Annotated in this window: 22 protein-coding genes, 1 tRNA gene and 2 pseudogenes; 7 read left to right on the top strand and 18 right to left on the bottom strand. The window is 58.9% G+C overall.

The window, feature by feature from the left end:
- The first annotated feature begins 966 nt into the window (after positions 1–966).
- The 3 genes and pseudogenes from GIW79_RS13740 (at position 967) to GIW79_RS13730 (ending at position 2,259) form a co-directional block, all read left to right on the top strand.
- Entirely contained in the window at positions 967–1,161 is a 195-nt protein-coding gene (locus GIW79_RS13740) for a hypothetical protein (RefSeq protein WP_236453202.1), read from the top strand.
- Between the two features lie 217 nt (positions 1,162–1,378).
- A complete protein-coding gene (locus tag GIW79_RS13735) occupies positions 1,379–1,672 on the top strand; it encodes a hypothetical protein (protein ID WP_236453199.1) in 294 nt (97 codons plus the stop codon).
- Positions 1,673–1,909: 237 nt separating this feature from the next.
- Positions 1,910–2,259: pseudogene (locus GIW79_RS13730) on the top strand (DUF3085 domain-containing protein).
- 72 nt (positions 2,260–2,331) lie between these two features.
- On the opposite strand, the gene GIW79_RS13725 reads toward GIW79_RS13730, so the two are convergent.
- From GIW79_RS13725 to GIW79_RS13700, 6 genes are all read right to left on the bottom strand, one after another.
- A complete protein-coding gene (locus tag GIW79_RS13725; RefSeq protein ID WP_236453198.1) occupies positions 2,332–2,619 on the bottom strand; it encodes a helix-turn-helix domain-containing protein in 288 nt (95 codons plus the stop codon).
- A gap of 498 nt (positions 2,620–3,117) precedes the next feature.
- Positions 3,118–3,193 (bottom strand) — tRNA-Gly (locus GIW79_RS13720).
- A 60-nt stretch (positions 3,194–3,253) separates the two neighbouring features.
- A complete protein-coding gene (gene pgsA / locus GIW79_RS13715; protein ID WP_003190391.1) occupies positions 3,254–3,814 on the bottom strand; it encodes a CDP-diacylglycerol--glycerol-3-phosphate 3-phosphatidyltransferase in 561 nt (186 codons plus the stop codon).
- Positions 3,815–3,846: 32 nt separating this feature from the next.
- Positions 3,847–5,670 carry an excinuclease ABC subunit UvrC gene (gene uvrC / locus GIW79_RS13710; RefSeq protein ID WP_019821446.1) on the bottom strand — a complete coding sequence of 608 codons (1,824 nt, stop codon included), beginning with the start codon at positions 5,668–5,670 and terminating at the stop codon, positions 3,847–3,849.
- A gap of 1 nt (position 5,671) precedes the next feature.
- Entirely contained in the window at positions 5,672–6,313 is a 642-nt protein-coding gene (gene gacA / locus GIW79_RS13705; RefSeq protein ID WP_003190387.1) for a response regulator transcription factor GacA, read from the bottom strand.
- A 151-nt stretch (positions 6,314–6,464) separates the two neighbouring features.
- Positions 6,465–6,830, bottom strand: a complete 366-nt coding sequence (locus GIW79_RS13700) for a helix-turn-helix domain-containing protein (RefSeq protein WP_003190384.1) — start codon at positions 6,828–6,830, stop codon at positions 6,465–6,467.
- A gap of 82 nt (positions 6,831–6,912) precedes the next feature.
- On the opposite strand from GIW79_RS13700, the gene GIW79_RS13695 reads away from it, so the two are divergent.
- Positions 6,913–7,152: a DNA-binding protein gene (locus GIW79_RS13695; RefSeq protein WP_081095754.1), complete on the top strand. Its 240-nt coding sequence runs from the start codon at positions 6,913–6,915 to the stop codon at positions 7,150–7,152.
- 35 nt (positions 7,153–7,187) lie between these two features.
- Here GIW79_RS13695 and GIW79_RS13690 read toward each other — a convergent pair whose 3' ends face one another.
- A complete protein-coding gene (locus tag GIW79_RS13690; protein WP_058410179.1) occupies positions 7,188–7,634 on the bottom strand; it encodes a GNAT family N-acetyltransferase in 447 nt (148 codons plus the stop codon).
- Positions 7,635–8,384, bottom strand: a complete 750-nt coding sequence (locus tag GIW79_RS13685; RefSeq protein WP_236453184.1) for a carbon-nitrogen hydrolase family protein — start codon at positions 8,382–8,384, stop codon at positions 7,635–7,637.
- An 828-nt stretch (positions 8,385–9,212) separates the two neighbouring features.
- Between GIW79_RS13685 and GIW79_RS13680 the strand changes: the two genes are divergently transcribed.
- Positions 9,213–10,292 (top strand): 3-deoxy-7-phosphoheptulonate synthase, encoded by a 1,080-nt coding sequence (locus tag GIW79_RS13680; RefSeq protein WP_197900598.1) that lies wholly within the window; start codon positions 9,213–9,215, stop codon positions 10,290–10,292.
- Positions 10,293–10,416: 124 nt separating this feature from the next.
- Here GIW79_RS13680 and GIW79_RS13675 read toward each other — a convergent pair whose 3' ends face one another.
- The 9 genes and pseudogenes from GIW79_RS13675 to GIW79_RS13635 all read right to left on the bottom strand — a co-directional run bounded on the left by GIW79_RS13675 (position 10,417) and on the right by GIW79_RS13635 (position 22,624).
- Positions 10,417–10,839, bottom strand: coding sequence for a hypothetical protein (locus tag GIW79_RS13675; protein WP_057978362.1), 423 nt, complete (start codon positions 10,837–10,839; stop codon positions 10,417–10,419).
- 134 nt (positions 10,840–10,973) lie between these two features.
- Positions 10,974–14,587: pseudogene (locus tag GIW79_RS13670) on the bottom strand (transporter substrate-binding domain-containing protein).
- A 6-nt stretch (positions 14,588–14,593) separates the two neighbouring features.
- Positions 14,594–15,220, bottom strand: a complete 627-nt coding sequence (locus GIW79_RS13665; protein ID WP_034127079.1) for a response regulator transcription factor — start codon at positions 15,218–15,220, stop codon at positions 14,594–14,596.
- 288 nt (positions 15,221–15,508) lie between these two features.
- Positions 15,509–16,225 (bottom strand): MgtC/SapB family protein, encoded by a 717-nt coding sequence (locus GIW79_RS13660; protein WP_003190369.1) that lies wholly within the window; start codon positions 16,223–16,225, stop codon positions 15,509–15,511.
- A gap of 163 nt (positions 16,226–16,388) precedes the next feature.
- Entirely contained in the window at positions 16,389–19,094 is a 2,706-nt protein-coding gene (gene mgtA / locus GIW79_RS13655) for a magnesium-translocating P-type ATPase (RefSeq protein WP_054895754.1), read from the bottom strand.
- 650 nt (positions 19,095–19,744) lie between these two features.
- The gene (locus tag GIW79_RS13650) at positions 19,745–20,344 is read right to left on the bottom strand and encodes a GNAT family N-acetyltransferase (RefSeq protein ID WP_236453182.1); all 600 of its coding nucleotides are present in this window, start codon (positions 20,342–20,344) and stop codon (positions 19,745–19,747) included.
- A gap of 11 nt (positions 20,345–20,355) precedes the next feature.
- A complete protein-coding gene (locus GIW79_RS13645) occupies positions 20,356–20,700 on the bottom strand; it encodes an FKBP-type peptidyl-prolyl cis-trans isomerase (protein WP_034127076.1) in 345 nt (114 codons plus the stop codon).
- Positions 20,701–20,956: 256 nt separating this feature from the next.
- On the bottom strand, positions 20,957–21,577 hold the full coding sequence (locus GIW79_RS13640; protein ID WP_034127075.1) for a transglycosylase SLT domain-containing protein: 621 nt from the start codon (positions 21,575–21,577) through the stop codon (positions 20,957–20,959).
- A gap of 78 nt (positions 21,578–21,655) precedes the next feature.
- A complete protein-coding gene (locus GIW79_RS13635; protein WP_089042767.1) occupies positions 21,656–22,624 on the bottom strand; it encodes a hypothetical protein in 969 nt (322 codons plus the stop codon).
- Positions 22,625–22,827: 203 nt separating this feature from the next.
- On the opposite strand from GIW79_RS13635, the gene GIW79_RS13630 reads away from it, so the two are divergent.
- The gene (locus tag GIW79_RS13630; RefSeq protein ID WP_014717983.1) at positions 22,828–24,324 is read left to right on the top strand and encodes a PAS domain S-box protein; all 1,497 of its coding nucleotides are present in this window, start codon (positions 22,828–22,830) and stop codon (positions 24,322–24,324) included.
- A 102-nt stretch (positions 24,325–24,426) separates the two neighbouring features.
- On the top strand, positions 24,427–24,699 hold the full coding sequence (locus GIW79_RS13625) for a DUF1652 domain-containing protein (protein ID WP_003190355.1): 273 nt from the start codon (positions 24,427–24,429) through the stop codon (positions 24,697–24,699).
- Here the strand turns inward: GIW79_RS13625 and GIW79_RS13620 are convergent.
- Positions 24,662–25,855, bottom strand: coding sequence for an MFS transporter (locus GIW79_RS13620; protein ID WP_034127072.1), 1,194 nt, complete (start codon positions 25,853–25,855; stop codon positions 24,662–24,664). The genes GIW79_RS13625 and GIW79_RS13620 overlap by 38 nt on opposite strands.
- Positions 25,856–25,926: the final 71 nt, after the last annotated feature.

The following is a 25,926-nucleotide window of genomic DNA, read 5'->3' as shown; positions in this document are numbered from 1 at the left end:
CCAATCTGAAGTGCAAAACCAATGCCAATTATAAATATCGTTTTAATTCAATAAGTTGAAATAACACCCATCTTTTCATCTATCACCACATAGCTCTGGCCACTCAAAATTGTGCAGAGTTTTTCTCAACTTTCCAAGCCCACCTGTGTAACGTCCTGCATGCCTGACTCCCCTGATGAATCCGGGCGGGCCCTCGGCCAGAGGTGAGGCAAGAGTGCTAATGCTCAAAGCGAGCGCAATACGACAATTCCCTCGAGCAGCTGCACGATCATCATCCATTCAAGGTGCTGGCCAGCGTCTATACCCCTACAAAGACGGGCGAATCAACTTGAGTTGCAGCGATGGTTGAACATGGTCAATCGCATGCGTATGCACCAACACCGAGCGCGTTTTTTGACAGCAAATCCCGCCTGTAAAAAATATTTAACACGGCCGAGAACAGCTTTCTACACTTACCATAAATACCCTTGATTGCTTGCCCAGACGGGCCTCAACACACCACACGATCAGTTGTTTTCCCCGCAAGTAAGGACGAGGCTCATGCCAGCTACCAAAAGTGTTTCACAACTGATTTTTGTGTTCTGGCCGAGGCGCCGACTGTGCGTTCACGAGTGAAGAAGCACGCTTGATTGAACATTTCCGTACGCTGTCGGAAACCGACCGGGTGGCGACGCGCTATTTGACCAGCGCCTTCAAGGAGGTGTCCCGTTTTTGACAGACTCGTACCTCCCCACCGCCAATCTGATGATGGGTGCCAGATTGGTGGGCTTTCCGCTCAATCGCACCTCTATTCAATAGGGCTTGAAAGATCGCTCCTACACCTTCGCCAAACACTTCCGACGGCCCCATCTGAAATACCCAACAGTCACGAAAAATGACGAGCCCTTTTCTACAATAAACGTTATGTATTCAGTTGTTCTGGGCAAGAAGCCCACATCTCCTTTTATCTCATGAAGAACTTCGATCATGCTAAATACTTCGCTTTTCCCCTCATTACGTACCGCCATCGGTACAGCCCTGCGGCCCCGACAGCTCAATCGAGAGGAAGAGCGCCTGGTCCATTACTACCGTTGCTTGTCGGAACAGGATCGTGAAGCGGTGCGCTGCCTGATGTTTGCGGTCAAGGAAACCAGCGAGGCGAACACCTTCACCCATAAATAGTGACACCGTCATGGGTCAGCGAACGATGAAGTACCTGCGGGGTTGGACACGTTGCCAAGAGCCTGTCTCATGGAATTTTCCTACCCAGCCGAAGCATACCTGCCGCCCCCACAAGCCATGCCATTACGCACGTGTTTGTGACCGCGACCTCGCCGCCGAAACGTTCTACCTTGCTAGAGTACGAAGCCCCATCCCCGTGGAGGATTTGCATCTCCCCATGCCCGCCTTCGTCACCCTCCAGCCCCGGTTCCCCTTCGGTGGCCTGACCTTCTCCCGCTGCGTGGACGCCCTGATCCGACAGGATCTACTCGACCCGCTGCCCTATGTGCGCCGGCACATCTGCGGCGATTGGTGCGATGTGCGCGCAGAGCATCGACGCTACAACGACGCGACTCTGGAACTCGGCGGTTACCTACTGTCGTCCTACGCCATCAGTGACGGGTTGGACCTGTGTATCTTCACCGAAGCTGACCGGAACCTTACGGCAGTGTTCCTGCTGGATGAGTACTGACCACCGGCCATAAACCGGCATGTGCCTGATTCGGTTTGACAGACACCCGCCGCCAAGCATTCGATCACACTGCCCCCATGTTCGCTGGCGTCGCCGGCAACGTCCCAGGCGGTCAACGCCTTCAAGACCGCGGTGCGTCAATGGCACATTGGCCGCGTTATCCCTTCATCACTTCCGTCATCCCAAGGGACGCCCACGCTTGCGGTTGGGGAGTCCCGCGGTAGCAAGGAGGCCACCATGTCATTGCTCTTCAAAGGCAGCGATCTGAAGCCGGTGCTGGCAGAGGCTATCGCCAATCAATGTTCCATCATTCTGGTCAAGGACCAGGGCGTCTACTGGCTCGCCGAGCGCGGTGACGCCAAGCCAATGGCTGCCAGCAGCTGATTGCCTATGCGGTGGGCTGTAACCCCGATGTCGACGTATTCGACGACTGGTGGGCGTTGGCCCGCAAGGAGCTGGGCGGCGACGATTTCGCGGAACATTTCGACCCTCATTCGGAGGCGTTCACGCCCATCCTCAACGGTGAGGAGGATCTGGAACTGGCCGCTACGGCGACCCACCTGATATTGCGAAGCGTCACGCCGTAACCCAATCAACCATCAGACCTTGAGCCCCCCGCCTGCCGGGGGCTCTCTACTATGTGCCCGCGCAGGGCTTCGCTACTCGCTTTTCGCCGGGAATTTCTCGCCATCCCCTGTTTCCAGCCACTGTGCATTAACGCTCAGCAGCCTGGCTATCTTATCGAGCTGCGAGTACGGGATACCACGAGAAAACCAATTGGTCAGCCGCTGAGGGCTGATCTTCAGAAATAGCGCGAAATCCATTGGCGCGATCTTGCACTCCGTCAGCACTACCCGCAGCCGCACGCCGGAACATTCCGCGCTGGCAGGGCGAAGCATCGTTGATCGTCGCCCTGTGTGCGTTTCTTTCCGTTGGCCGTAGACCATTCCTTGCTCCTTGTGTAGCTCCATGTGTTTTTTGCCCCTTTCACACTGCGGGTTCACTGAGTATAAACACCGCGTTCATGGGGTCCAATTCTCATGTCTCATAGCTTCTTCGGGTGAGCATTGGGGGGCGCATCACGCAGCGAGGCCTTTTCAAGCAGTTGCCAGGATAGGAAGGTTGTCGGGGTTGAGCTGATGAAGGCGAGCTGCTGCTGTCGCATGATGGGGCAAGTCCACCGCCTGGAAACCACCGTGACTCAGGATTATCGGTACCAGAAGTGACGCGTGACCAAAGGTCGATGCGCGCCGGGAAGATGAATAAACAGTAGCAGGCTTGGTGACAGGTGAACTGAGCGAATCCAGTAGCAATACGAATTTGAGTCTTACCGGATCACCCTAAGCACCCACGGTTTTGCACACAAAAAAAGACGCCGAAGCGTCTATTCCGTAAATCACAGGCAAAAAAAAGCCACTCGCTAGAGTGGCTTTTTCATTAATGCTTGGAGCGGGAAACGAGACTCGAACTCGCGACCCCGACCTTGGCAAGGTCGTGCTCTACCAACTGAGCTATTCCCGCTTGGTGATGCGCATTCTATAGAATCCTCAGCACCCGTCAACCCCTTGATTCAAAAAAGTTTTATTTCTTTTCAACGGTGGTTCGCAGATGGGGCCAGGCCGCGCGCAGATATTGCAGCATGGACCACAGGGTCAGGCCTGCGGCGACCAGCAGCAAGGCGTAGCCTGTGAGGACCCAGAACGAGAAGTCCGACGGGTTGGCCAGCAGGATCACCAGCGCGAGCATCTGCGCAGCGGTTTTCCATTTGCCCATGTTGGAGACGGCCACGTGGGCGCGGGCGCCGATTTCGGCCATCCATTCGCGCAGGGCCGAGACGACGATCTCGCGGCCGATGATCACGGCGGCCGGCAGGGTCAGCCACAGGTTGCCGTGTTCCTGCACCAGCAGGACCAGGGCGACGGCCACCATGAGTTTGTCGGCCACGGGGTCGAGGAACGCGCCGAAGGGCGTGCTCTGTTCCAGGCGACGCGCCAGGTAGCCGTCGAGCCAGTCGGTGGCGGCTGCGAAGGCGAATACCGAACTGGAGGCGACGTAGCTCCATTCATACGGCAAATAGAACAACAATATGAAAATCGGGATAAGCAGGACGCGTAGAACGGTGATCAGATTAGGGATATTCATCGGCACAACTGGCTACGAGGTGAGAAGGCATTCTATTCGCTGTGCAGGTTTGCATAAATCAATTCAGCGAGCTTTTTACTGATACCGGGTGCTTTGGCTATCTCGTCAATGCTGGCACGGGACAGCTCCTGCAAGCCACCAAAATGTTTAAGCAAGTCGCGACGCCGCGTCGGGCCAACCCCCGCAACCCCTTCCAGGGTTGAGGTTCGCCGGGTTTTGCCACGGCGGGCGCGGTGGCCGGTAATGGCGAAACGGTGCGCTTCGTCGCGGATTTGTTGAATCAGGTGCAGTGCGGGTGAGTCGCCCTTCAACGTGAACTCATGGGCGGCATCATTCAAATACAACGTCTCGAAACCGGCCTTGCGCGTGGTGCCCTTGGCCACACCGAGCAGGATCAGGTCCGGCACCGCCAGTTCGTTGAGCACGTCACGGGCCATGGATAACTGGCCCTTGCCGCCGTCTACCAGCAGGATATCGGGCAATTTGCCCTCCCCGTCCTTCAATTTGCTGAAACGCCGCGTGAGCGCCTGGTGCATGGCGGCGTAGTCATCGCCGGCGGTAACGCCTTCGATGTTGTAGCGCCGGTAGTCGGCCTTGATCGGCCCTTCCGGCCCGAATACCACGCAAGAGGCCACCGTGGCCTCACCGCTGGAGTGGCTGATGTCGTAGCACTCCAGGCGCTGGGGCGGCTCGTCCAGGTTGAGGACCTCGGCCAGGGCGTCGAAGCGTGCAGCGACGTGCTGTCGATTGGCCAGGCGTGCACCCAGGGCCTGTTCGGCGTTGGTGACGGCCAGTTGCTGCCAGCGGGCACGGGTGCCGCGTACGCGGTGGCTGATGTCCAGCTCGCGGCCGCGCAGCTCGTGGATGGCCTCGATCAAGGTGGGGAAGTCTTCGTGCACCACGTTGACGATCAGTTCAGACGGCAGGTCGCGCTCAGGGCTGCTGACGTAGTACTGGCCAAGGAACGCGGCCATGACCTCTGCCACGTCTTCGTCGATACCGGTCTGCGGGAAGAAGTTCTTGCTGCCTAATACCCGCCCGCCTCGTACGCTGATCAGGTGCACACAGGCGCCGCCCGGGTTGACGAACGCGGCGATCACGTCGACGTCACCGGTGCCGCCTTCCATGCTTTGCTGGTCCTGGACACGGCGCAGCAGGGAGATCTGGTCGCGCAGTTCGGCAGCCTTTTCGAAATCCAGGGTGCTGGCGGCCTGCTCCATGGCCCCGGACAGCTCATCGGTGAGTGCGTTGCTGCGCCCTTCGAGGAACATCACCGAATGGCGCACATCCTCGGCGTACTCCGAAGGTTCCACCAGGCCCACGCAGGGCGCCTTGCAGCGCTTGATCTGATATTGCAGGCACGGCCGGGTGCGGTTCTTGTAGAAGCTGTCTTCGCATTGACGCACAAAAAAGGTTTTTTGCAGCAGGCTCAGGCTTTCACGAATCGCCCCGGCGCTGGGGTAAGGCCCGAAGTACTTGCCCTTTTGCTTTTTTGCCCCGCGGTGAATGCTCAGGCGCGGAAAGTTGCCATCCGATAAAAACACGTAAGGGTAGGATTTATCATCACGCAGCAGGATGTTGTAAGGCGGCCGCCATTCCTTGATCAGCGTCTGCTCAAGCAGCAGCGCCTCGGTTTCATTGGCGGTGATGGTGGTTTCGACCTGGGCGATACGCGCCACCAAAGCGGCGGTTTTCGGCGCAAGGCCGGTCTTGCGAAAGTAGCTCGCCAGACGGTTCTTCAGGTTCTTGGCTTTGCCCACGTAAAGCAGGCGCGCCTCGCTGTCGAACATGCGGTACACGCCGGGGCGGCCACTGCAGGTGGAGAGAAAGGCACTCGGATCAAACGGTGTGGTCATGTCAGGCGCTGGCGTCCACCATGCCGTGGCGCACTGCGAGCAGGGTCAATTCAACATCACTGCTGATGGCAAGCTTCTCGAAGATACGATAACGGTAGGTATTGACGGTCTTGGGCGACAGGCACAGCTTGTCAGAGATGGTCTGCACCTTCTGGCAACCGACGATCATCAGGGCGATCTGGATTTCCCGCTCCGACAGCGCATCAAATGGCGAATCGCTGGTGGGCTGGAACGACTTGATCGCCAATTGCTGGGCAATCTGCGGGCTGATATACCGCTGGCCGGCAAATACCAGGCGAATGGCTTGCACCATCTCGGCCAGGCCTGCGCCCTTGGTGAGGTAGCCGGCGGCACCGGCTTGCAGCAAACGGGTGGGGAACGGGTCTTCCTCGCACACCGTGACCACCACGACCTTGATGTCCGGGTGGCTGCGCAATAGCTTGGTCGTGGCACCAAGACCGCCAATCCCAGGCATCTTGACGTCCATCAGTACCACATCGGGCTTCAACTCCCGGGCCTTGATCAGGGATTCCTCCCCCGACTCCGCCTGGCCGACTACTTGCAGGCCGTCGATGTCAGCCAGCATTCGTGTAATGCCTGTACGAACGAGATCATGGTCATCGACTACTAGCACCCTAATCAAGCAGACACCTCGCGATATGGTCTTATAGGTTGCTGAACACCTTAGCAAAAAACCAAGGCGCAGACCTAGTTGCAAGTGTCATATATATAGAGATTAAACGTGCTGCGGCTGTTCGCCGGCTGGCGAACAGCCCTGTTTCCTGGGCTAAAGGTCAGGATTCCTGGGGGGGCGACTTGGCTTTTCCGTTCACCACGGATGAATGCTCAGCCAAGGTACTGGTCAAGCGACGGATTGCGTCCTGGTCTTCCTTGAACATCGCTCGGTAATTGCCCAGCACTTTTTCTTCGATCTTGCTCAGGTTATCCAGCTGGATCGGCGTTGGGCTGCCGGTCAACACGTACAGGATATCCACACCTTTTTCGGCGACGCGAGACAAATAGTCGGCCTTGGGTGCACGACCACCGCTTTCATATTTGCCTTGGGCGTTCGCTTCAACGCCTCCAATTTCTCCAAAAACTTTCTGCGACAGGCCAAGTCGCTCTCTTTCTTGCCTTAAGCGCGAACCGATTCCACTCATTTGGATGTATGATCCTAAATTGGCACACCCCAAGAGGTGTCACACCATCACTTCGTTAAACAAACTTGAACGGTTTTGAACTATGCCCGGAATCCGTACTGCTGCACAAGCCAAGGCCTGGCTGGAACATCAAGGAAAGTCAGTTCAAGCGTTCGCCCGGGAGCATGGCGTAGACCCGGCAACCACGTATCAAGTGCTCTCCGGACGCAAAAAGGGACGGCGTGGAGAAGCCCATAAAGTGGCGGTACTTCTGGGCATGAAAGAGGGCGTTATCGTGGATGAGCCAAGAGCTCAACCCCACGACGAACAAAGCACTAGCTGACAGCAGTATGCGCTTATTTGTAGGACGTGCATGTTTTAGTCCGATGTGAGTGCGCGACACTCACGCTCCATCCGCCAGAAGCCATCCTCTTCACCGACAATGCTCAACCCCAGGCGCTGATACAGCCTTCTTGCCGGGTTGGTCTTGAACACCGTCAAACGTAGAAAGCCCAGGCCCTCGACGCGTGCCTTGAGCGCCATTTGCTCCAGCACCCATGTGCCCGCGCCCTGCTTGCGGCAGCATTCCAGCAGGTGCAACTCGCGGATATACAAGGCCTTGCCGTCGCGGCTCAGGCTGATAAAGCCCATGACGACGTCATCGTTGCAGATCAGCCAGTTCTCGCGGCCCGCCCAGGCCACGTCGAAGCCGTCGTTGGACCACAACAAGCCGTTCTGACGGTAGTAATGGCTCATGGCCTGCTGGGTCAGGGTGCGGGCAAACGGCAGGTCCTGCTCGATGGCCCGGCGCAAATGAAACCTCATTCAGAGGGCGACCACTTGGCCGGTCCACTGCCCGCCGTCGCGACGGGCGATCACCAACGCGTCGCCGACACCGGGGGCGGCAACAAGCAAGTTGCCATCGGCGGTCCAGATCGCACTGCGGCCCGCACAAGCCCAGCCTCCGGACGGGCCACCGTGGTTAGCCATCAGTACCAACAGGCCATGCTCGGCCGCATAGCCTTCAAGCAAAGCACTGTCCGCCGCGTAGCCTCCCTCGCTGATCAGTACGCCGGCGGCATACACCGTGGCGCTCGCTGCCGCCGCTTGACGTGGATGGCTGGCCTGGGAAAAGTCCGCACACACCGCCAATGCGATACGCTCCTCGGCCAATTCCAGGGCTTCACCGCCCTGCCCCGCGGCAAATGCCAGCTCTTCGCCGGGGTGCAGATGCTGCTTGGTGTAGACGCCTACTGAACCGTCCGCCCCAAGCACCAGCGCGCCGATCAGCACACCTGTTTGTGGCGCCAGACGCACCGGCATGCCCACCACAGCCGTCAACCGCAGCTCCCGCGCCAACTCACGCAAAGGCGTCAACACGGCGTCTTGCGGGTCGATGGCCAAGTCGGCCGCCAGGAACGGCTCGTAGCCCGTCAGTGACAGTTCTGGAAACACCAGGCATTGCACGCCCTGTTCAGCCGCGGCCCGCATCAACGCCAGGTGCCGCTGGATATTGGCAGCGATATCGCCCGGGATGGAAACGGTTTGCGCCGCAGCAAGGGTCAAGGCAGTCATGGTCGCGTCCTGGCAATCATTGTTTGAGAGCCGTCAGCATATCCACACTTACCCCATAGCGGCATAGGTATCGCCGTTACCGCAGGAATGGATATGTACACGGTCCAACTGTGTTGACTGTCAGGCCGTCTTCGCAGGCAAGCCAGCTCCCACATTTGGATCGCGGTGCCTCAGCCAGGTCAGCGCCGGCTGTCAGGCCGTCACGGGAGCAAGCTCCCTCGCCACAGGTCCAGCGTCGCAGCAAAGTTGTGTAGATACCTATGCCCATAGCGGTAAGTACTGCCACGCAATAGAAATTACTGATTGAACCCACCCGCACGCCTCTAGTAAGCTCCCCCCATCATTTGGAGAGCCCCATGTTGCCACTCACCCACACTCAGGTTTGCCCTGCTGCCAGCGCCTTGCGCTCAGTGTCGGCTATCCGTGTGAACGGTTCGAGCGCACTGGCCGGCTTTTATTTTGGGTATTGGTTTAGCCACTGGCGCGCCTGATACCTGAAATCGGCGCCCACTACTCAAGGGGTCGCCTACCAGAGAAATCTAAACCCCCGGTCGGCTCCCCGATCGGGGGTTTTGTTTTTTCAGCGCCTGATAACTTGTTTTTCACGCTCACTTAAAGGAATCACACCATGAACTACGCCACCTATTACCGCTACGACACTTGCACTGCATGGCGATTTAGCCAGCTCCGTTCGGGACAGCCTGCCGCCTCCGACCGGTCACCCCGTGGTGGCAAGCCAACACACGTAGCCGATACGGCCAATTGTCGAACACCCCAGTAGGCCAAGCGTGCGGGAATCGCCCGCCGCTTGCCCAGGAAGCCTTGAATATGAACTCCTCCGTCGCCGCTTTGCCCGTCTCTACCCTCAACAGCGCCAATGAAGCCTTGACCCAGCGTTTGCCCAGCGCTCTTGAACTCAAGCACCAACTCCCGCTCAGCCCGTTCCTCAACGAACAAGTCCACGCCCATCGCCAAGCCGTGCGCGCCATCCTCAATGGCGAAGACTCACGCTTGCTGGTGATTGTCGGCCCGTGCTCTATCCACGACCCGGAATCGGCCATGGAATACGCGCGCAATCTGAAGAAGCTCGCGCTTGAAGTCAGCGACCAGATGCTGCTGGTGATCCGTGCCTACGTCGAGAAACCGCGCACCACTGTGGGCTGGAAAGGCTTGGCCTACGATCCACACTTGGACGGCAGCGATGACATGGCCGCCGGCCTGACCCTGTCCCGCGAACTGATGCGTGAAATGCTGCGCCTGGGCCTGCCGGTGGCCACCGAGTTGCTGCAACCCATGGCCGCCGGCTACTTCGATGACCTGCTCACTTGGGTCGCCATTGGCGCACGCACTACCGAATCTCAGATTCACCGCGAAATGGCCAGCGGCCTGGGCATGCCCGTGGGCTTCAAGAACGGCACCGACGGTGGCGTCGCCATTGCTTGTGATGCGATGCGCTCAGCCTCTCACCCGCATCGCCATTTCGGCGTGGACAGCCAGGGCCACCCGGCGATCATCCAGACTCCCGGCAACCCCGACACCCACCTGGTGCTGCGCGGCGGCCACCGTGGGCCCAACTACGATGCGCAAAGCGTGGCCGGCGTAAAGCACGACCTGGCCAAGTCCAAGGTGGCGGCACGGATCATGGTCGATTGCAGCCATGCCAACAGCGGCAAGAACCCGCTGCGCCAACCGGCGGTATTCAATGACGTGCTGGAGCAGCGCCTGCAAGGTGATACCTCGCTGGTCGGCATGATGCTTGAAAGTCACCTGTTCGAAGGCTGCCAGCCGCTGAGCGCGTCGATGAAATACGGCGTTTCGGTGACCGATGGTTGCCTGGGTTGGAACGGGACCGAGCAGTTGTTACGCAGTGCCGCCGAGCGGTTGCGGGAACACCGCAAAGCCGACTGATCGGTGAAAACTAAAATCCGGGAAGGAGCTTGCTCTCGCTGGACGGGGTGCAGGCCCCGTCATTTTAGACAAAAAGCGGGTCCGCTTCGCGCCCCAGCGGGGGCAAGCTCCCTAAGGGACGCGGCTAGGCCCTGGCCACCGGCATGCGGGATAACTCCCGCAGCCACGGCAACACTCGCAGGCCGTGGAAGACCTCCGAGGGGTCGACGATGCCCATGAAATGTTCAAGATTGACGTTGTCCGGCACGCCCGGCAGGCGCACCCGTATTACCGGCGTTACACCGCAAGGCGCACCCAGATCCAGGTGATCGTAGACCAGCACATGACGCACCTGAGGCTGAGCTTCGTAAGCCTGGGCCATCAGCGCCGCATTGATAATCAGCACATCGAAGGGGTCGGCAGGAATAGCGGTGAGAATCCGTAACTCCTCGAACGTTTGCACCGGCACGATCCGGTAATAGCCCAACTGGTTCAGCATTTTCTCGATGTACAGGCGTTGCAGATGCTGTTCATCGGCAATCAGGATGGTCAATGCTTTGTTCGGCATGGCAAACCCCTGGGCAGGCAGTGCTCGACAGTGAGCGTCGCCCATTTTCCAGACATATGCCGACGAAAAAATCAGGCTTATTCCCCGTTCATGTAAGAACTTTCCCAAATCCTCCGAAAGGCGATCAACCACAGTCAGGGCTGATTGCAATAAGCGCTTAAGCCATGATGCAAAACATCGATCGCCTCACCCACGCTTTCAACCGCTGGTCCCAATGCCTGACGGTCCCGCTGTTCACACGCCGCCTCCAATGCCTCACATACACTGATCAATGGGTTGGCCTTGACCATCCGCGCTCCTCCCTTGGCACGATGAGCCAGGTCGTGCAACTTGGCAAAGTCTGCCTGGCTTGCCAGCCGTGGCAGCAAGGCACGATCCGCCTCCAGGCTTTCGAGTAACGGCGCCAGCAATTCGACCAGCGCGGCATGATCATCCCCGGTCAGCGCAACCAGGGTGCTCAAGTTGAAGGTAACCAAGGGTCGCGGGCTCGTGCCAACTGAACGCGACGCCAATGCCGCCCGCAAGTCGTCAAGCCCGGTTGGCTTGAACAGGCAGCCATCCATGCCAGCCTGCCGACAGCGCTCGGCCTCCTCCGGCTGGGCGTTGGCGGTGAACCCGAGTAACAGGCAGGGCCCCAGACCCCGCTCACGCTCCTGTGCGCGAATCTCCTGGGCCAACTGATAGCCGTTCTTGAATGGCATGTTGCAATCGGTAATGACGCCGTCGAACTGCCCCGTTCGCCACTGTTCAAGCCCTTGGACACCGTCTTCGGCCGTGATGATACGGTGGCCCAGAAAGCTCAACTGTCGGGCCAGCAGCAAGCGGTTGGCCGGGTAGTCGTCCACCACCAGAATGCTCAGCGCGCGCCCTTCAGGCGCAGCCTCTTGCACAGGCTCAATCGGGGCTGGCAGCGTGGCGGTCATGACCAGGGTCAACGTCACGTCCACCCGAGTGCCGTGCCCCAACACACTACTCAAGTGCAATTGGCCGCCCATCATTTCGCACAGGCTGCGGCTGATCACCAACCCCAGCCCAGACCCGCTGCGTGCCGATTGCTGGTTATTGCTGCCCTGGATGAACACACTGAACAACCGCTGCTGGTCGGTGACGCTGATTCCGATGCCGGTATCTTGCACCCATAACTGCACGGCCAAGCGATCGCCCTCGACCACCGCCTGCGCGACCAAACTGACCTGCCCATGGGGAGTGAACTTGATGGCATTGCTCAGCAGATTCGAGACCACCTGCTTGAATCGCAGCGGGTCGACCAGCACCGCCTGGTCAATCAACGGGTCCAGCTCAACCTGCAGTGCCAACACCTTGGCTCGGGCCAGCCCCTCGAATACGCGTGCGACCGACGCCAACAACTCATGCAGGTTGGCGGGCTCCAGGGTCAGTGACAAATGCCCGGACTCGATCCGCGCTATATCGAGAATATCGCCGATCAGCTCCAACATACCCCGCGAAGCCACCGAGGCCACCTCCAGAGCATCGCGGTCGACCCGTCCCTGCTCGGCATTTTTCAAGGCCAGTTCGATCATGCCGATCACGGCGTTCATCGGCGTGCGGATCTCGTGGCTCATGGTCGCCAGGAAGGTCGTCTTGGCGCGATTGGCGGCGTCGGCATCGTCCTTGGCTTCCTGTAGCTGGCCGAGCAGCCGGTGCCGTTCGCTTACGTCTACCCAACCGGCAATCATGCCCACCACCTTCTCGTCGCCGTCGCGATACGGCAGCATCCACTGGTAAATGGTCAGCACATCGCCATTGGGCACCTTGAGGATTCGATCATGAATCTGCGGCTCGCCGCCGGCCATCAAGCGCAGGTAATCGTCATGAAACGACCGGGCCTGTGGCGGGTTTTCGATGTCGGTTTCCACTACGGTCCTGCCGATCACGTCTTCAAGTTTGTAGCCAAACACGTCGAGGTAGGCGTTATTGCAGGCCATCAATCGCCCTTGGCGATCACGCACGTAAATCGGGTGCGGCGTGCCGTCGATCAATACGCTCATGAACCGCATCTGATCGCTCAGCGCTCGCTCGGCCTGCAGGCGCTTGCGAATCAGGCTGCGCAGGTAAATGGCCCAGCCCAGCGTGATGGCCAACAACAACGCCGCCAACCCAAAGCCCTGAAGAATCACATTACGATAACGCAACCAATAGCTGTCCTCGATGATGACCTCGCTACGCCACTGGCCAATCAGTTCGTCCATTTCCTGAGGGGTGATGCTCAGCAGCGCCTTGTCGAGGATCGAATACAGCTCCAACTGACTGCGATTTACCCCAAAGGTCACGCGTGCAGGCTCAATGCCAACCGTGCTGCTGACACGCAAGCGGTCGCGGTAATACCGGGTGATCAGATAACGTGCGCTGATCAACGAGTTGACCGCGCCGTCGGCGTCACCATTGGCCACCAGCGCCATGGCTTGCTGGGGGTTCTCCACGTCGACAAACATCACACCTGGAAAATTTTTCGCTATGTCCTCATGCAGGCCATTACCGACCACCATGGCCAGGCGTTTGCCGACCATGTCCTCCAGCGTGAGCGGGCTGTGGGGACCGTTACGGGTTACCAGCACAAAGGGATTGGTCAGGTAGGGCCGGGTAAAACGCACTTTTTCAGCACGCTCCGCGCTAGGCGTGACGACCGCCAGCATGTCCGCCGTACCCGCACTGACGATATTGATCTGGCGCGGCAATGAGCCGCCCGGGACCACATCGAACTTCAAGCCGGTACGCAAGCTGATACGCGATAGTACCTCGGCACGAACCCTTCGAACTGGCCTTGATCACCAATAAAAGATAACGGTAGAAAGTCATTGAGTACCGCGACTCTGACCCTTGGATTCTTTTGCACCCAGCGTTGTTCGCTGGCACTCAAATGCAACCGGTCAACGCCGATTATCCCCAGGTTACCTCCGCTCCAGCGGCGCAGGATTTCCATCTGCTCGCTGGCGGGAATCGCCTCCAGCGCAGCATTGAGAATGGGCAGTAAACGTGTATTTTCGCGGGCGACGGCAAACGCAAACGGGTTGACTTCCAAGCCGGAAAAATCCGCCATACGTACATTGTTGAGGTGATTGCGATTGATCAGGTAGTTGCTGCTGATAGCATCCCCCAGATAAACGTCGGCGCGACCAAACGCTACGGCACCAATGGCTTCGAAAGTCGAGGCAAACAACTCCAATTGGGCCTGGGGGTAAAACGCCCGAACGGCGTCGGGCTGCATATAGTGATACAGCATCGCTACGCGCTTGCCCGCCAGGTCGTCGTTCAACACCTGGCTATCGCCGCTGCGAGTCACCAGGGTCGGTTGATCGTTGGCGTAGGAGCGAGACAAAAGCAGTTGCGGGTCGGCCGCTTCGTAGCCATTGGCGGAACCGAGAAAATCCACGCCCCCCTGCTTCAAGGCTTCGATCACTTCATCGCGGGTATCGTAACGCCGTACCTCTATGGAGATATGCAGGGCCTGACCCACCAGTGCGGCAAAATCGGCGGTGATACCTTCGAGCTCGTCGTTGTTATTGGTCAAGTCAAAAGGCGCGTAATCGGGAGCAGAAACCCCCATCCGTAATGTGCGCCGCTCGCGCAGCCAGCGCCAATCAGACTCGTCCAGTGCTACTTGCGGGGTGTCAATACGTGAATGCCCCAACAGCCGCAAAGCATGGGGCTCATCCAGGGCCACCGCGATCTGAGGTAACAGGCTCATCCAGAAGATCGTGGTGAACCTTATAAACGCGGTGGTGATCATCTCAATTCAGATCAGATGGTTGCGCTGGGCAAACTTGGATAAGTGCACTACCGAAGACATGCGTAACTTCTCCTTGAGTCGAGTCTTGTAAGTGCTGATGGTCTTGTGGCTGAGCAGCATCTGTTCGGCAATTTCCTTGTTGCCCAGCCCCAGGGCCAACATTTGCAACACGGTTAACTCACGGTCCGATAAGCACTCGATCATCTGCCGTTCCGTTTCTTGCAGATCATCGCGGCGCACCGAACTGGTCGGCAAACTGGGGAAGCAACTGTAGCCCGACATGATCGCTTTGATAGCCTTTTGCAGCTCATCCAGCTCACCGGTCTTGGCGACGAACCCCATCGCACCGGAACGCATGCAACGAGTAGAAAAAAATACCGCCAGGTAGGAGGTCAGCACCAGAATCTTGCACGGCAAGCCCAACGCCTTGATGCGGCTGATAACCTCCAACCCGCCTAATTTAGGCATCGCCAGGTCGAGGATAATCAGCTCGGGACGTTGCTCCCTCGCCAACTGCATGGCGTCAGCGCCATCCCCCGCCTGAAAAATTTCATCAAACCCCTCCAATTGCAGGAGGTGTTTGACCGTTGCCCGGATAAACGGATGGTCATCCACAATTAATGCTTTGCTCATAAAACTTCCTTATGTGGACAAAATACCCTTACACATCACGCCGGACCTGGGTACCTGTGAGAAATGACAGTTCCGACAAGCGGCACTGCTTCCTTGGAGCGGTAACCAAGCAGTGTCTGGCCTCTTCAATTAACTCAACAGAGCGACGGACGCCGGGCCTCAACGGCGCAACAGCCGCAAGTACCCAACTTTAGCAATGCAATGATGTTTCAACCGAAGGGATAATCCGGACAACATGTAGGATTTTTCCACATGCAAGCTTAGCCAATCCTGGCCAGCCCATCAGGATCAGTCGGTGGTGCTAGGACTCCAGAAGGCCTGCACCACCAGGGTTGACGTTGAGAGGCGCGCCACCAGCGCGTCCAGTTCGTCGCCATCCACCGACGTGGCGGCGAGGATGGCCTCGATTTCCACTTCGTCACTGCCGAACGGTCGCACGTCGACGTCGCTGGCAGGGTAGTTGCAGCGTGCCAACTCGGCTTCCAGTAACACCATCACGGCCTGTTGCTGACTGCGGCGCGCAATGACATAGAGGATATTGGTGACCTCTGCCGACACCACGTCCAAGGGCTGACGATTGATGTTGTTGACGATCGGCCGCAGCAAGGTGTTGGCCGCCAGCACAAACAGCGTGCCCAGCAACGCCTCGAGGATCAGGTCGGCGCCGGCGCAGGCACCCACCGCGGCCGAAGCCCAGAGGGTGGCGGCCGTATTGAGCCCGCGCACATTGCCCTCCTCCCGCATGATCACACCCGCCCCCAGGAAGCCGATGCCCGACACCACGTAAGCGACCACGCGCACCGCGCCTTCCGCACCGCCCAGTCGGTTGGCCATGTCCACAAAGATCGCCGCGCCCACCGCCACCAGCACATTGGTACGTAAGCCGGCGGTGCGCTGGCGGTATTGGCGCTCGAACCCGATGAGGCCACCGAGAATAAACGCAGCGCTGAGGCTGACCACGGTGTCGACCAGGGAGTTGAGGTTGATGTTGTTGATTGCCTGCATAAGAAATCTCCATGAATGCAGCGGCACATTGGTAACTCGCAGGTCCCTGTAGGAGCTGGCTTGCCTGCGATAGCGGTACACCACCAATGAATCTGGCGACTGATACACCGTCATCGCGGGCAAGCCCGGCTCCCACAGGATTTGCGATGTTGCATGGAACCTGTTACTGCCAGCCAAACCTGCGAATGTAGTAGCCCTTCACTGCCTGAGTCAGCGCCATGTAAGCCAGCAAAATCACCGGCAGGAACACGAAGTACAGCGACGGCAGCGCCTGCAATTTGAAGTAGTGCGCCAAAGGCCCCATCGGCAGGAATATCCCCACGGCCATGATCACGCCGGTCATCAACATCAACGGCAGCGCTGCGCGGCTTTGCAGGAATGGGATTTTTGGCGTGCGAATCATGTGCACGATCAGGGTCTGGGTCAGCAGCCCCACCACAAACCAGCCGGATTGAAATAGCGTTTGGTGGTCTGGAGTGTTGGCATCAAACACATACCACATGAGTGCGAACGTGGTGATGTCGAAGATCGAACTGATCGGCCCGAAAAACAACATGAAGCGCCCCACTTCCCCCGGCTGCCAGCGTTGCGGCGTGGCAAGCATCTCGTCATCGACGTTGTCGAACGGAATCGCAATCTGCGAGATGTCATACAGCAGGTTTTGCACCAGCAGGTGCATCGGCAGCATCGGCAAAAACGGGATAAAGGCACTGGCCACCAACACCGAGAACACGTTGCCGAAGTTCGAACTGGCGGTCATCTTGATGTATTTGAGCATGTTGGCGAAGGTGCGCCGGCCTTCCAGCACGCCCTCCTCCAGGATCATCAGGCTCTTCTCCAGCAGGATGATGTCAGCCGCTTCCTTGGCGATGTCCACCGCACTGTCCACCGAAATCCCGATATCCGCCGTGCGCAGCGCCGGAGCATCGTTGATGCCATCGCCCATAAAGCCGACCACATGTCCGTTGGCCTTGAGCAGCCGCACGATGCGTTCCTTGTGGCTGGGCGTGAGCTTGGCAAACACATTGGTGGTTTCCACGGCCAGGGCCAGTTCGGCGTCGCTCATCGACTCGATGTCGTTGCCCATCAGCAAGCCTTGTTGCTCCAGGCCCACTTCGCGGCAGATCTTCGCCGTGACCAGTTCGTTGTCGCCGGTCAACACTTTCACCGCCACGCCGTGGGCCTTCAGGGCCTTGAGGGCGGGCGCGGTGCTTTCCTTGGGCGGGTCGAGAAACGCCACGTAGCCGATCAGCGTCAGGTTGTTTTCATCGGCCAGGGTGTAGGTGTCACGTCCTGCCGGCATCGGCTGCGCCGCTACCGCCACCACCCGCAGCCCTTCTTCGTTAAAGGCCGCGGTCACCTGGCGAATGCGCGCCAGCAGTTCGTCGGTCAGTGCCTCATCGACGTCACCATGACGCACGCGATTGCATACCGACAAAATTTCCTCCACCGCCCCTTTGCAGATCAACAGGTGCGGTTGGTGCTCCTCGGCCACCACCACCGACATGCGGCGGCGGTTGAAGTCGAATGGGATCTCGTCGACCTTGTGGAACGCGGTACCGACTTTCAGCTCACGATGGATGTCCACATGCTCGAGCACGGCCACATCCAACAGGTTTTTCAGGCCGGTCTGGTAGTAGCTGTTGAGATAGGCCATTTCCAGCACGTCGTCCGACTCCTGGCCCCACACGTCCACATGGCGCGCCAGGAAAATCTTGTCCTGAGTGAGCGTGCCGGTCTTGTCGGTGCACAGCACGTCCATGGCGCCGAAGTTCTGGATCGCGTCCAGGCGCTTGACGATGACCTTCTTGCGCGACAGAAACACCGCGCCCTTGGCCAAGGTCGAGGTGACGATCATGGGCAGCATTTCCGGGGTCAAGCCTACCGCAATCGACAGCGCGAACAGCAACGCCTCGGTCCAGTCGCCCTTGGTGAAGCCGTTGATGAACAGCACCAGCGGCGCCATCACGAACATAAAGCGAATCAGCAACCAACTGACCTTGTTGACCCCCTGCTGGAACGAGGTGGTCGCACGGTCCGTCGCCGTGACGCGTTGCGCCAAGGCACCAAAATACGTGCTGTTGCCGGTGGCGAGGATGACCGCCGTGGCGGCGCCGGACACGACGTTGGTGCCCATAAACAGAATGTTCTCCAGCTCCAGCGGGTTGCGCGTGTGGGCGTCCTGCTGGTGGGCGAACTTTTCCACCGGCATGGATTCGCCGGTCATCGCCGCCTGGCTGACGAACAAGTCCTTGGCGCTGAGCACGCGGCAGTCCGCGGGGATCATGTCGCCGGCCGACAATACAATCAGATCGCCTGGCACCAGTTGCTTGATCGGCAGTTCAATGCGCTTGGCAGACTCGCGGCGCAGCACCGTCGCGGTATTGCTCACCATGGCCTTCAAGGCGTCGGCGGCCTTGTTCGACTTGGCCTCCTGCCAGAAGCGCAACAGGGTCGAGAGCACCACCATGGAGAAAATCACCGTGGCGGCCTTCATGTCTTCGGTCAGCCAAGAGATCACCGCCAACAGGGTCAGCAGCAGGTTGAACGGATTCTTGTAGCAATGCCACAGGTGCACCCACCACGGCAGCGGCTGTTCGTGCTCGACTTCGTTAAGGCCGTATTGCACGCGCAGGGCGTCGGCTTCCTGAGTGCTCAAGCCCTCGGCGTGGCTGCCCAGCACGCCCAGCAATTGCACAGTGCTGCGGTTGGCAGAGGCCACCAGTGTCTGCGCCAGGCTGGGCGGTACTTCGCGGCTGACGCTGGCATCGGTCACGGTTTCCAGCATCGCCAGGCGGCGAAAATGCCGGGCGATATGCCGGGTCCGCAGGAAACCGGCGAAGAACTCTTTGAGCAAAGTGAGGTTCATGGTGTAACTCCTGCGCGAGGAAAAACCGTCGTGCAGGTACTGCCCGTCCACACCGCGCCCGTCACACAGGCACAGCCGAACCTGGCCCGCCCGCCGTAACAGGCAGGCGCGTCCGTAGCATCCAGGCGTTACCCAGGTGCTGGTCAGCGTCGATGAGAGGGAATCAGGCAGGTGCCAGGACTGGCCACCGCCGGGATGCCGCTTCTCGCTTTATGAGGCGAGACAACGGCATCTGGAAAATGCGCGTTACCTTGCCAAGTAGAGGCCGGTTACCGAAACCGGCCGACGACTGTCACTCGAACAAGTACCCACTGAGGGTCTCCGCTATTGATGAAAACGCGCGAAGCTTACGCCCCGATGTTGGCGGAGTAAACCGTAGGAAAGTGGCAGGCTGGTGAATAAGAAGGTTCTTCAGGATGGGTTCAGGAAAGAGCGTTTTGCTTACTTTTGTCTGGGCCGGCAGTCCGGCTTTTCAAAAGTGAGCCGCTGTAAAAGCGGAACCCTGAGTAGCCGTTACCGCAGGAATGGATATGTACACGGTCCAACTGTGTTGACTGTCAGGCCGTCTTCGCAGGCAAGCCAGCTCCCACATTTGGATCGCGGTGCGTCAGCTCGATCAGCGTCTACCTGGGATTGATGTACATCCCTGGCTATGGCGTATCAGGTCGATCCCTTTCAACCAACGCCACGTAGTCTTCAATGCTCACGCTGGCAACACCCTTTACCTGGATAGACACCTTATTCACCTGCCGACCCATCGTGATGCCCTCGCGGGTACGCACCTGTACATAGCCAAGTCTGGGCCAAAAACGCTCGGCCCTGGTATTGCCCACCACTACCGTCAGCCGCAGCCACTGGGCGCCCTTCGCCACCGCCCAGGCCTCAAGGTCCGCGTGCAAGCGCTGCGCCAGCCCGCTGCCGTGCCAGCGCGCATGCACCAGCAGCAACCCGATGTGCCACACCCCGGTGGCGAGCAAATCCGCGGCGATATTCACCACGGCGACCAGGTGGCCCTGCGCATCTCGGTAACCCAGCCAGTACAGGCGGCTGCAATGCCAGCCGGCGGGTAATTGGCCGCGTAATTCTTCCCGTGCTTCGGTCGGGGTAGCCGGTTCGCCATTCACCGCGATGAAGTAAGCCGGCGCCTGTTCAAAAAACTGCTGCAGCTCAGCTTCATCGCAGCCAAGCAGCTCAACCACCCGAATGCCTTCGAGGAAACTGCCAGGCAACACCTGTGGATCAACGTCCATGTTCAACCTCTTCAATCATCCCGTGTCAGCACTTCCAGCAATTCAATTTCGAAGCGCAGATTACTGTTGGGTTTGATATGCGCGCCCATCGAGCGCTCGCCATAGGCCAGGTGCGCCGGTACATACAACGAGCGTACACCGCCAACCTGCATGCCCATCAAGCCCTGGTCCCACCCCTTGATCACGCGGCCAGTGCCGATCACGCACTGGAACGGTTTGCCCCGCTCCCAGGAGGAATCGAACACCGTGCCATCTTCCAGGGTGCCGGTGTATTGGGTGGTGATCAGCGCGCCTTTGACCACGGCTTTGCCGTCGCCCAGGCGGATGTCGGTGACCTGTAGTTCGTCGTTGCTCATGGGGTTCTCATTGAAGGGGCCAAAGGCTGGGGTTTTCCCAGAATCGGAGGGGTTTGGCAAGTGCAGGAAAATGGCCAACGTGATGGTGGACCGTTCGCTGGAATGCATACAGCCGCGTCAGAATCCAATGTGGGAGCTGGCTTGCCTGCGAAGGCGGTGTGTCAGTCAATGCACCTGTGACTGCACGACCGCTTTCGCAGGCAAGCCAGCTCCCACATTGAATCTGCATGCATTCAGAGGTCGCCGTGTCGACCCTTTACAACCAATGCCAGAACCGGCTCCAGAACCCGCGCCCCAACTCATCCTTGCACCCGGCATATTGGCGCGCATACATCTGCGAACGCGCCTGTACCTTGCTCGCTACCGGCGGCAGCCAGGCTTTGCTGGCATAGGTGCGCTGGCGGTAGCCGCCCCAGCCTTCGTGGTAGTTCAGGTACTGGCCGTAGGCATCGTATTTGTAGACGCCGTTGATGGTGTAGGTCTTGTCCATGTACCAGCCGATAAAGTCGATCGCGTCGTCGAAGTCTTCGCGATCAGCGCCGCTGCGGCCGGTGGCTTTGCGGTAGTCGTTCCATACTTCATCCTTGGCCTGGGCATAGCCGGAAGCGGTGGAGACGCGGCCCCATGGGATGATCCACAGCAGGTATTTACGCGGGGTCTTGGCGTCGTGGCGAAAGCCCGACTCCTGATACATGATGGCAAACGGCACCTGGATCGGTACGCCCCAGCGCTTTTGCGTGACCTTGGCGGCGTCGTACCAGTCGTCTTTTTCGCGGAAGATACCGCAGAGGTCGTTGGGCGTGCGTGGCGGCGAGGTGCCGCACGCCGCCAACAGGGAAGTGAGTAATAACAGTCCGACGGCTTTGCCTGCGCTCAAGGGTCACCTTTGTGGGATAAGGGTAAAATGCCAGCATTTTACCCCTTCACACCGGCGGCGTCCTTGCCGCAGACATCTTTAAGCCAAAGGCACGCGACGGGTAGTCAGCGCGATACGACCAATAAAGAAGCTCAACGCCGCACCCAACAGCAGCATGGCCAAGGTGCTCCAGGCCGCGCGGGACAGTTGCTTGGCAGCGACTTCACCGGCTTCACGGGCTTTCTGTTCAGCCTGCTTTTTCAGCTCATCAACCTTTTGCATGGCTTGCTGATAAGCCTGGGCATAGTTGTCGACGATCTGCGTGGCTTCTTCTTTGCTCTTGCCAGTGCGGGCCGCGACGATGTTGACCAGCGCCTCTTTATCCGCTGCATTCAATGCTGGCTCGCCGGACGCTTTCACACGTTCGAACCATTGCTTGAGCTCATCACCGGCCTGGGCAGGATTGGTCGCTGCATCGGTAGCCGACTGCTTGCCATCGACAGCTGCCTGATCGGCTTTCTGCTCGACATTGGCAGGGTCCAGTTCAGCCTTGCCGCTCTGCTTGAGCAAGGTATCCAGTTGGCCTTGCAGGCTGTTCCAGTCCAACTCGATGCCCTGCTCGTTCAACTGTTGCTTGATGCTATTGCCAATCCCCGGCGCGGCGGCAGCAATGCCACTGCCCGCAGCAGACAGACCTTTACCCACCACGTTGCCGGCCGTACCGACCACGCTGGAAGCCAGGCCCGCCAACAGCCAAGTGGTGAGCAAGGTGGTCAAGGTCCAGGTCAGCACCCCATGCAGGCCGCCACGATCCGGCGCGGTGCGGCCGGCCACGAACGCGCCCAACGCGATGGCGACCAGAGTCGATACAAACAACCAGATACCCGCACCCGTGCCAAAACCGCTCAACGGGTTGCCCGCTTCCATCGGGTCAACGGCACTGGCGCCAATGGCGGTGCCCAACACACTCAAGACCAGGTAGGTGACCAGTGCGATTGCACTACCGGCCAATACCGAGCTCCACGACACTCGAAACAGCGATCGATTGGTTTCATAGACAGTGGTCATACAAAGGTCCTTTTCAAATTGAGGAGCAAGGCAATGTGCCTTGATGGGTGTGAGTGTGGCGAAACGACATACGTTCAGTCCTGGCCCATATGCACCAGGTGGTCTGGTGCATTCGCACTGCCCCGTGGGTAATTACTCTGCACTATCCTGAAGCCAGGATGTCGTAACCCAATGTGCCTTGCCCTGCCCTAATCGGAGACGTTATGACCCAGGATGTTCTCGCCAAAGAAACCAACCGCCGCCAACTGCAAACCATCATCTCCGGGCTGTCCGACGGTGTGATTCTGGCCGAGGTCGACCAGACCATTCTCTGGGCCAATGAAGCGGCGTTGACCATGCATGGGGTCAGCGAGGTCAAGGAACTGGGCGCCAATACCGAGGCGTACGCCAAACGCTTTGCCCTGCGCTATCGCAACAACCATCCCTTGCCACTGGACAGCTACCCCCTCAGCCGCGTGGCTGCCGGAGAAGAGTTCAGCGATGTGGTGGTGGAAGTCACACCCGCCGACGACGAACACCGCAGTTGGGTACATCGCCTGCGCAGCCTGGTGCTGACCGATGCCCAGGGTGAACCTGAGTTGCTGGTACTGATCCTCAGCGACGCCACCGAATGGGCCAGCGCCGAGCAACGCTTTGAGAAAACCTTCAACGCCAACCCGGCGCCCGCGGTGATCTGTCGCCTCAGCGACCTGCGCTACATCAAGGTCAACCAGGGTTTTCTGGAGATGACCGGCTACAACCGCGACCAGGTCATCGGCAAATCTGTGTATGAACTGGATGTGCTGGAACAGGCCGAGCGCAAGGACCTGGCGATCCAGCGCCTGGGCGAAGGCGCGACCATCCCGCAGATGCAGGCCGAACTGAGACTGCCCGAAGGTGGCAGCAAACTGGTGATCGTCGCCGGCCAACCGTTGGACATGAACGAGGAAGACTGCATGCTGTTTTCCTTCACCGACCTGGAGCCTCGGCGCAAAGCCGAGATCGCCCTGCGCCAGAGCGAAGAACGCTTCGCCAAATCCTTCCGCCTGACGCCCGTGCCGACCCTGGTATGCAGTGCCGACAACCGCCAGGTAGTAGACATCAACGAAGCCTTCATGAGCATCACCGGCTACATCAGCGAGGAATTGATCGGCAAATCCATCGAAGACATCAACTTCATCGACAGCCCCCAGGCCGGCGCGCAGTTGTTCGCCACCCTGGAAAAAGCCGGCAACCTTGAAGGCCAGGACCTCAAGGTGCGCAAGAAAGGCAACGAGGTGATCGACTGCGTGGTATCCGCCGACACCGTGATTATCCAGGACGTCCCCTGCTACCTGATGGTGCTGATGAACATCACCGAGCGCAAACGCTCGGAGCTGGAACTGGTGGCGGCCATCGAGGAAGTCATGCAGGACGCGTCCTGGTTCAGCCAGACCCTGATCGAGAAGCTGGCCAACGCCAAGAGCGTCAACAGCCCCAACCTGCCGAATGTTTCCTTCACCGACCTCACCGCCCGCGAGCGCGATGTATTGGGCCTGATCTGCGAGGGCCTGGCGGACAAAGAAATCGCCTCGCGCCTGAAACTGGCGCCCAACACCGTGCGTAACCATGTGGCCACGGTGTATTCCAAGCTGGGGGTGCACAGCCGTAGTGCTGCGATCGTCTGGGCTCGTGAACGCGGGCTGTTTGCCGGTGATTTGCGCCTGAAAAACAAGCCCTGACCCTGCAAATGCACTAGTGCGTCTAGTGCGAATTCGCCTTATTGAGCGGCGGTGCAAGCAATAACCTTCAAGGGATCGTATTTATGCCTAGAAGGAACCCGCATGTTTACCCTCTCTCAGCTGCGCAACTGCATCGAAGAAGGCCTGTCACCGCTGACGTGCGAATTCACCCTGTGCCGGGACGCGTCCTTGACCCTCAAGGTCTACGATGCCGAGACCGGCCGCGTCGACCTGGTGGTTACTGGCATCAGCACCAACCGCCTGCAGACCCCGCAGGAAGTAGCGAAAATGGTGGATGAATTGCGCTACGAGCTGCAAAGCAACAACGTCGGCAAGCTCACGCTGGATGATTTGCCTTTATCGCCGCTCCCATGAAATAAAACACCCCGCCGGCAACGATAAACGCCCCCAGCATGTAGAACATGTAATGGGCCGGCAGGCTGGCCAACACCAGCCCACACAGCACCGGCCCCAGCGCCGCACCGAGGTTGGACAGGTTTTGCGCCCCGTAATACATGCCCCGCAGGTGGTCCGGGGCAATTCGGTCGATAAACATGTATTCGGCCGGAAACACGATGATCTCCCCGACGGTGAACACCGCCATCGCCAGCACCCAGCCCACCACGCTGGTGGACAGCCCGAAGCCAATCAACCCCAGCATGAACATGCTCAAGCCAGCGATCAGCCACTGGCTCAGGTAACGGTGCGAGATGCGCCGGCCAATCAAGTACTGCAAGGCAATCACTAGCACGGCGTTGGTGGTCAGCACCGCGCTGATCACCGTGTAGGTGTATTCGGCGGTCGTGGTGGTCACCAGGTATTGCGACAGATAGGCCGTGAACTGGCCGAACACCACCGCGCTGAGTAAACCGCCGAGGGTGAAGCACACCAGGCGACGGTCCTGCAGCAAAACACGGGCGACGGCAAGGAACGGCAGCGGCTTTTGCGTGGCATCCACCGTGGCCAAGTTACGGTCACCCCAGCGCCCGTACAGCAGAAAAAACCCCAGCCCCAACAGCGCCGACAGAATAAACGGCAGGCTGATATCCAGCTTGGCCACCATCGCGCCAAAGAACGGCCCCACGGCATAGCCGATATTGGTAAGCGTGTATTTGATGGAAAACACTTCGCTGCGCGCGTCTTCGGGCAGCAGGCTGGCGAAGCCGGCTTTCACCGCAATATCGATGACGGCGTAGGCCAGGTTGATCAGGATCAGGCAGCCATAGAACGACCAGATATTTTGCGCCAGCACCGTGCCGATAAACCCCAGCACAAACACCAGGCTCAAGCCGAGCAACAGGCGATAGCTATTGATGCGGTCGACCAGGAAACCACCGTAGACACTGAGTAGCGAACCGACGATCAGCGAACTGCCGATTACCAGGCCGACCTGGGTAATGTCCAAGGCGAAATGGCTGGTGAGGTAGATCACGAGATAAGGAAAAGTGATGGCCTTGGCCAGCGTAAGCAGCAACGTGGCGCACAGCAACAGGTTCACGGTGCGGGGGTAGTTTCTGATGGTGGCAAGCATCCTGCTCTCGTTCTTCAAAGGTAACGCGACCATTGCGGTCGGTTACCTTAACGCAAGAAACATGAAACGAG

Source organism: Pseudomonas sp. PA-7-1E, assembly GCF_021605325.1.
Lineage (GTDB): Bacteria > Pseudomonadota > Gammaproteobacteria > Pseudomonadales > Pseudomonadaceae > Aquipseudomonas > Aquipseudomonas fluorescens_BV.
This window is presented reverse-complemented; position numbering and strand designations above follow the sequence as displayed.

What these genes read in the sequence shown, in the direction of transcription:
- GIW79_RS13740 (WP_236453202.1), top strand. Translation starts at nt 967, where the DNA reads ATGCTAAATACTTCGCTTTTCCCCTCATTACGTACCGCCATCGGTACA.
- GIW79_RS13735 (WP_236453199.1), top strand. Translation starts at nt 1,379, where the DNA reads ATGCCCGCCTTCGTCACCCTCCAGCCCCGGTTCCCCTTCGGTGGCCTG.
- GIW79_RS13725 (WP_236453198.1), bottom strand. Translation starts at nt 2,619, where the DNA reads ATGGTCTACGGCCAACGGAAAGAAACGCACACAGGGCGACGATCAACG.
- pgsA (WP_003190391.1), bottom strand. Translation starts at nt 3,814, where the DNA reads ATGAATATCCCTAATCTGATCACCGTTCTACGCGTCCTGCTTATCCCG.
- uvrC (WP_019821446.1), bottom strand. Translation starts at nt 5,670, where the DNA reads ATGACCACACCGTTTGATCCGAGTGCCTTTCTCTCCACCTGCAGTGGC.
- GIW79_RS13700 (WP_003190384.1), bottom strand. Translation starts at nt 6,830, where the DNA reads ATGAGTGGAATCGGTTCGCGCTTAAGGCAAGAAAGAGAGCGACTTGGC.
- GIW79_RS13695 (WP_081095754.1), top strand. Translation starts at nt 6,913, where the DNA reads ATGCCCGGAATCCGTACTGCTGCACAAGCCAAGGCCTGGCTGGAACAT.
- GIW79_RS13690 (WP_058410179.1), bottom strand. Translation starts at nt 7,634, where the DNA reads ATGAGGTTTCATTTGCGCCGGGCCATCGAGCAGGACCTGCCGTTTGCC.
- GIW79_RS13685 (WP_236453184.1), bottom strand. Translation starts at nt 8,384, where the DNA reads ATGACTGCCTTGACCCTTGCTGCGGCGCAAACCGTTTCCATCCCGGGC.
- GIW79_RS13680 (WP_197900598.1), top strand. Translation starts at nt 9,213, where the DNA reads ATGAACTCCTCCGTCGCCGCTTTGCCCGTCTCTACCCTCAACAGCGCC.
- GIW79_RS13675 (WP_057978362.1), bottom strand. Translation starts at nt 10,839, where the DNA reads ATGCCGAACAAAGCATTGACCATCCTGATTGCCGATGAACAGCATCTG.
- GIW79_RS13665 (WP_034127079.1), bottom strand. Translation starts at nt 15,220, where the DNA reads ATGAGCAAAGCATTAATTGTGGATGACCATCCGTTTATCCGGGCAACG.
- GIW79_RS13660 (WP_003190369.1), bottom strand. Translation starts at nt 16,225, where the DNA reads ATGCAGGCAATCAACAACATCAACCTCAACTCCCTGGTCGACACCGTG.
- mgtA (WP_054895754.1), bottom strand. Translation starts at nt 19,094, where the DNA reads ATGAACCTCACTTTGCTCAAAGAGTTCTTCGCCGGTTTCCTGCGGACC.
- GIW79_RS13650 (WP_236453182.1), bottom strand. Translation starts at nt 20,344, where the DNA reads ATGGACGTTGATCCACAGGTGTTGCCTGGCAGTTTCCTCGAAGGCATT.
- GIW79_RS13645 (WP_034127076.1), bottom strand. Translation starts at nt 20,700, where the DNA reads ATGAGCAACGACGAACTACAGGTCACCGACATCCGCCTGGGCGACGGC.
- GIW79_RS13635 (WP_089042767.1), bottom strand. Translation starts at nt 22,624, where the DNA reads ATGACCACTGTCTATGAAACCAATCGATCGCTGTTTCGAGTGTCGTGG.
- GIW79_RS13630 (WP_014717983.1), top strand. Translation starts at nt 22,828, where the DNA reads ATGACCCAGGATGTTCTCGCCAAAGAAACCAACCGCCGCCAACTGCAA.
- GIW79_RS13625 (WP_003190355.1), top strand. Translation starts at nt 24,427, where the DNA reads ATGTTTACCCTCTCTCAGCTGCGCAACTGCATCGAAGAAGGCCTGTCA.
- GIW79_RS13620 (WP_034127072.1), bottom strand. Translation starts at nt 25,855, where the DNA reads ATGCTTGCCACCATCAGAAACTACCCCCGCACCGTGAACCTGTTGCTG.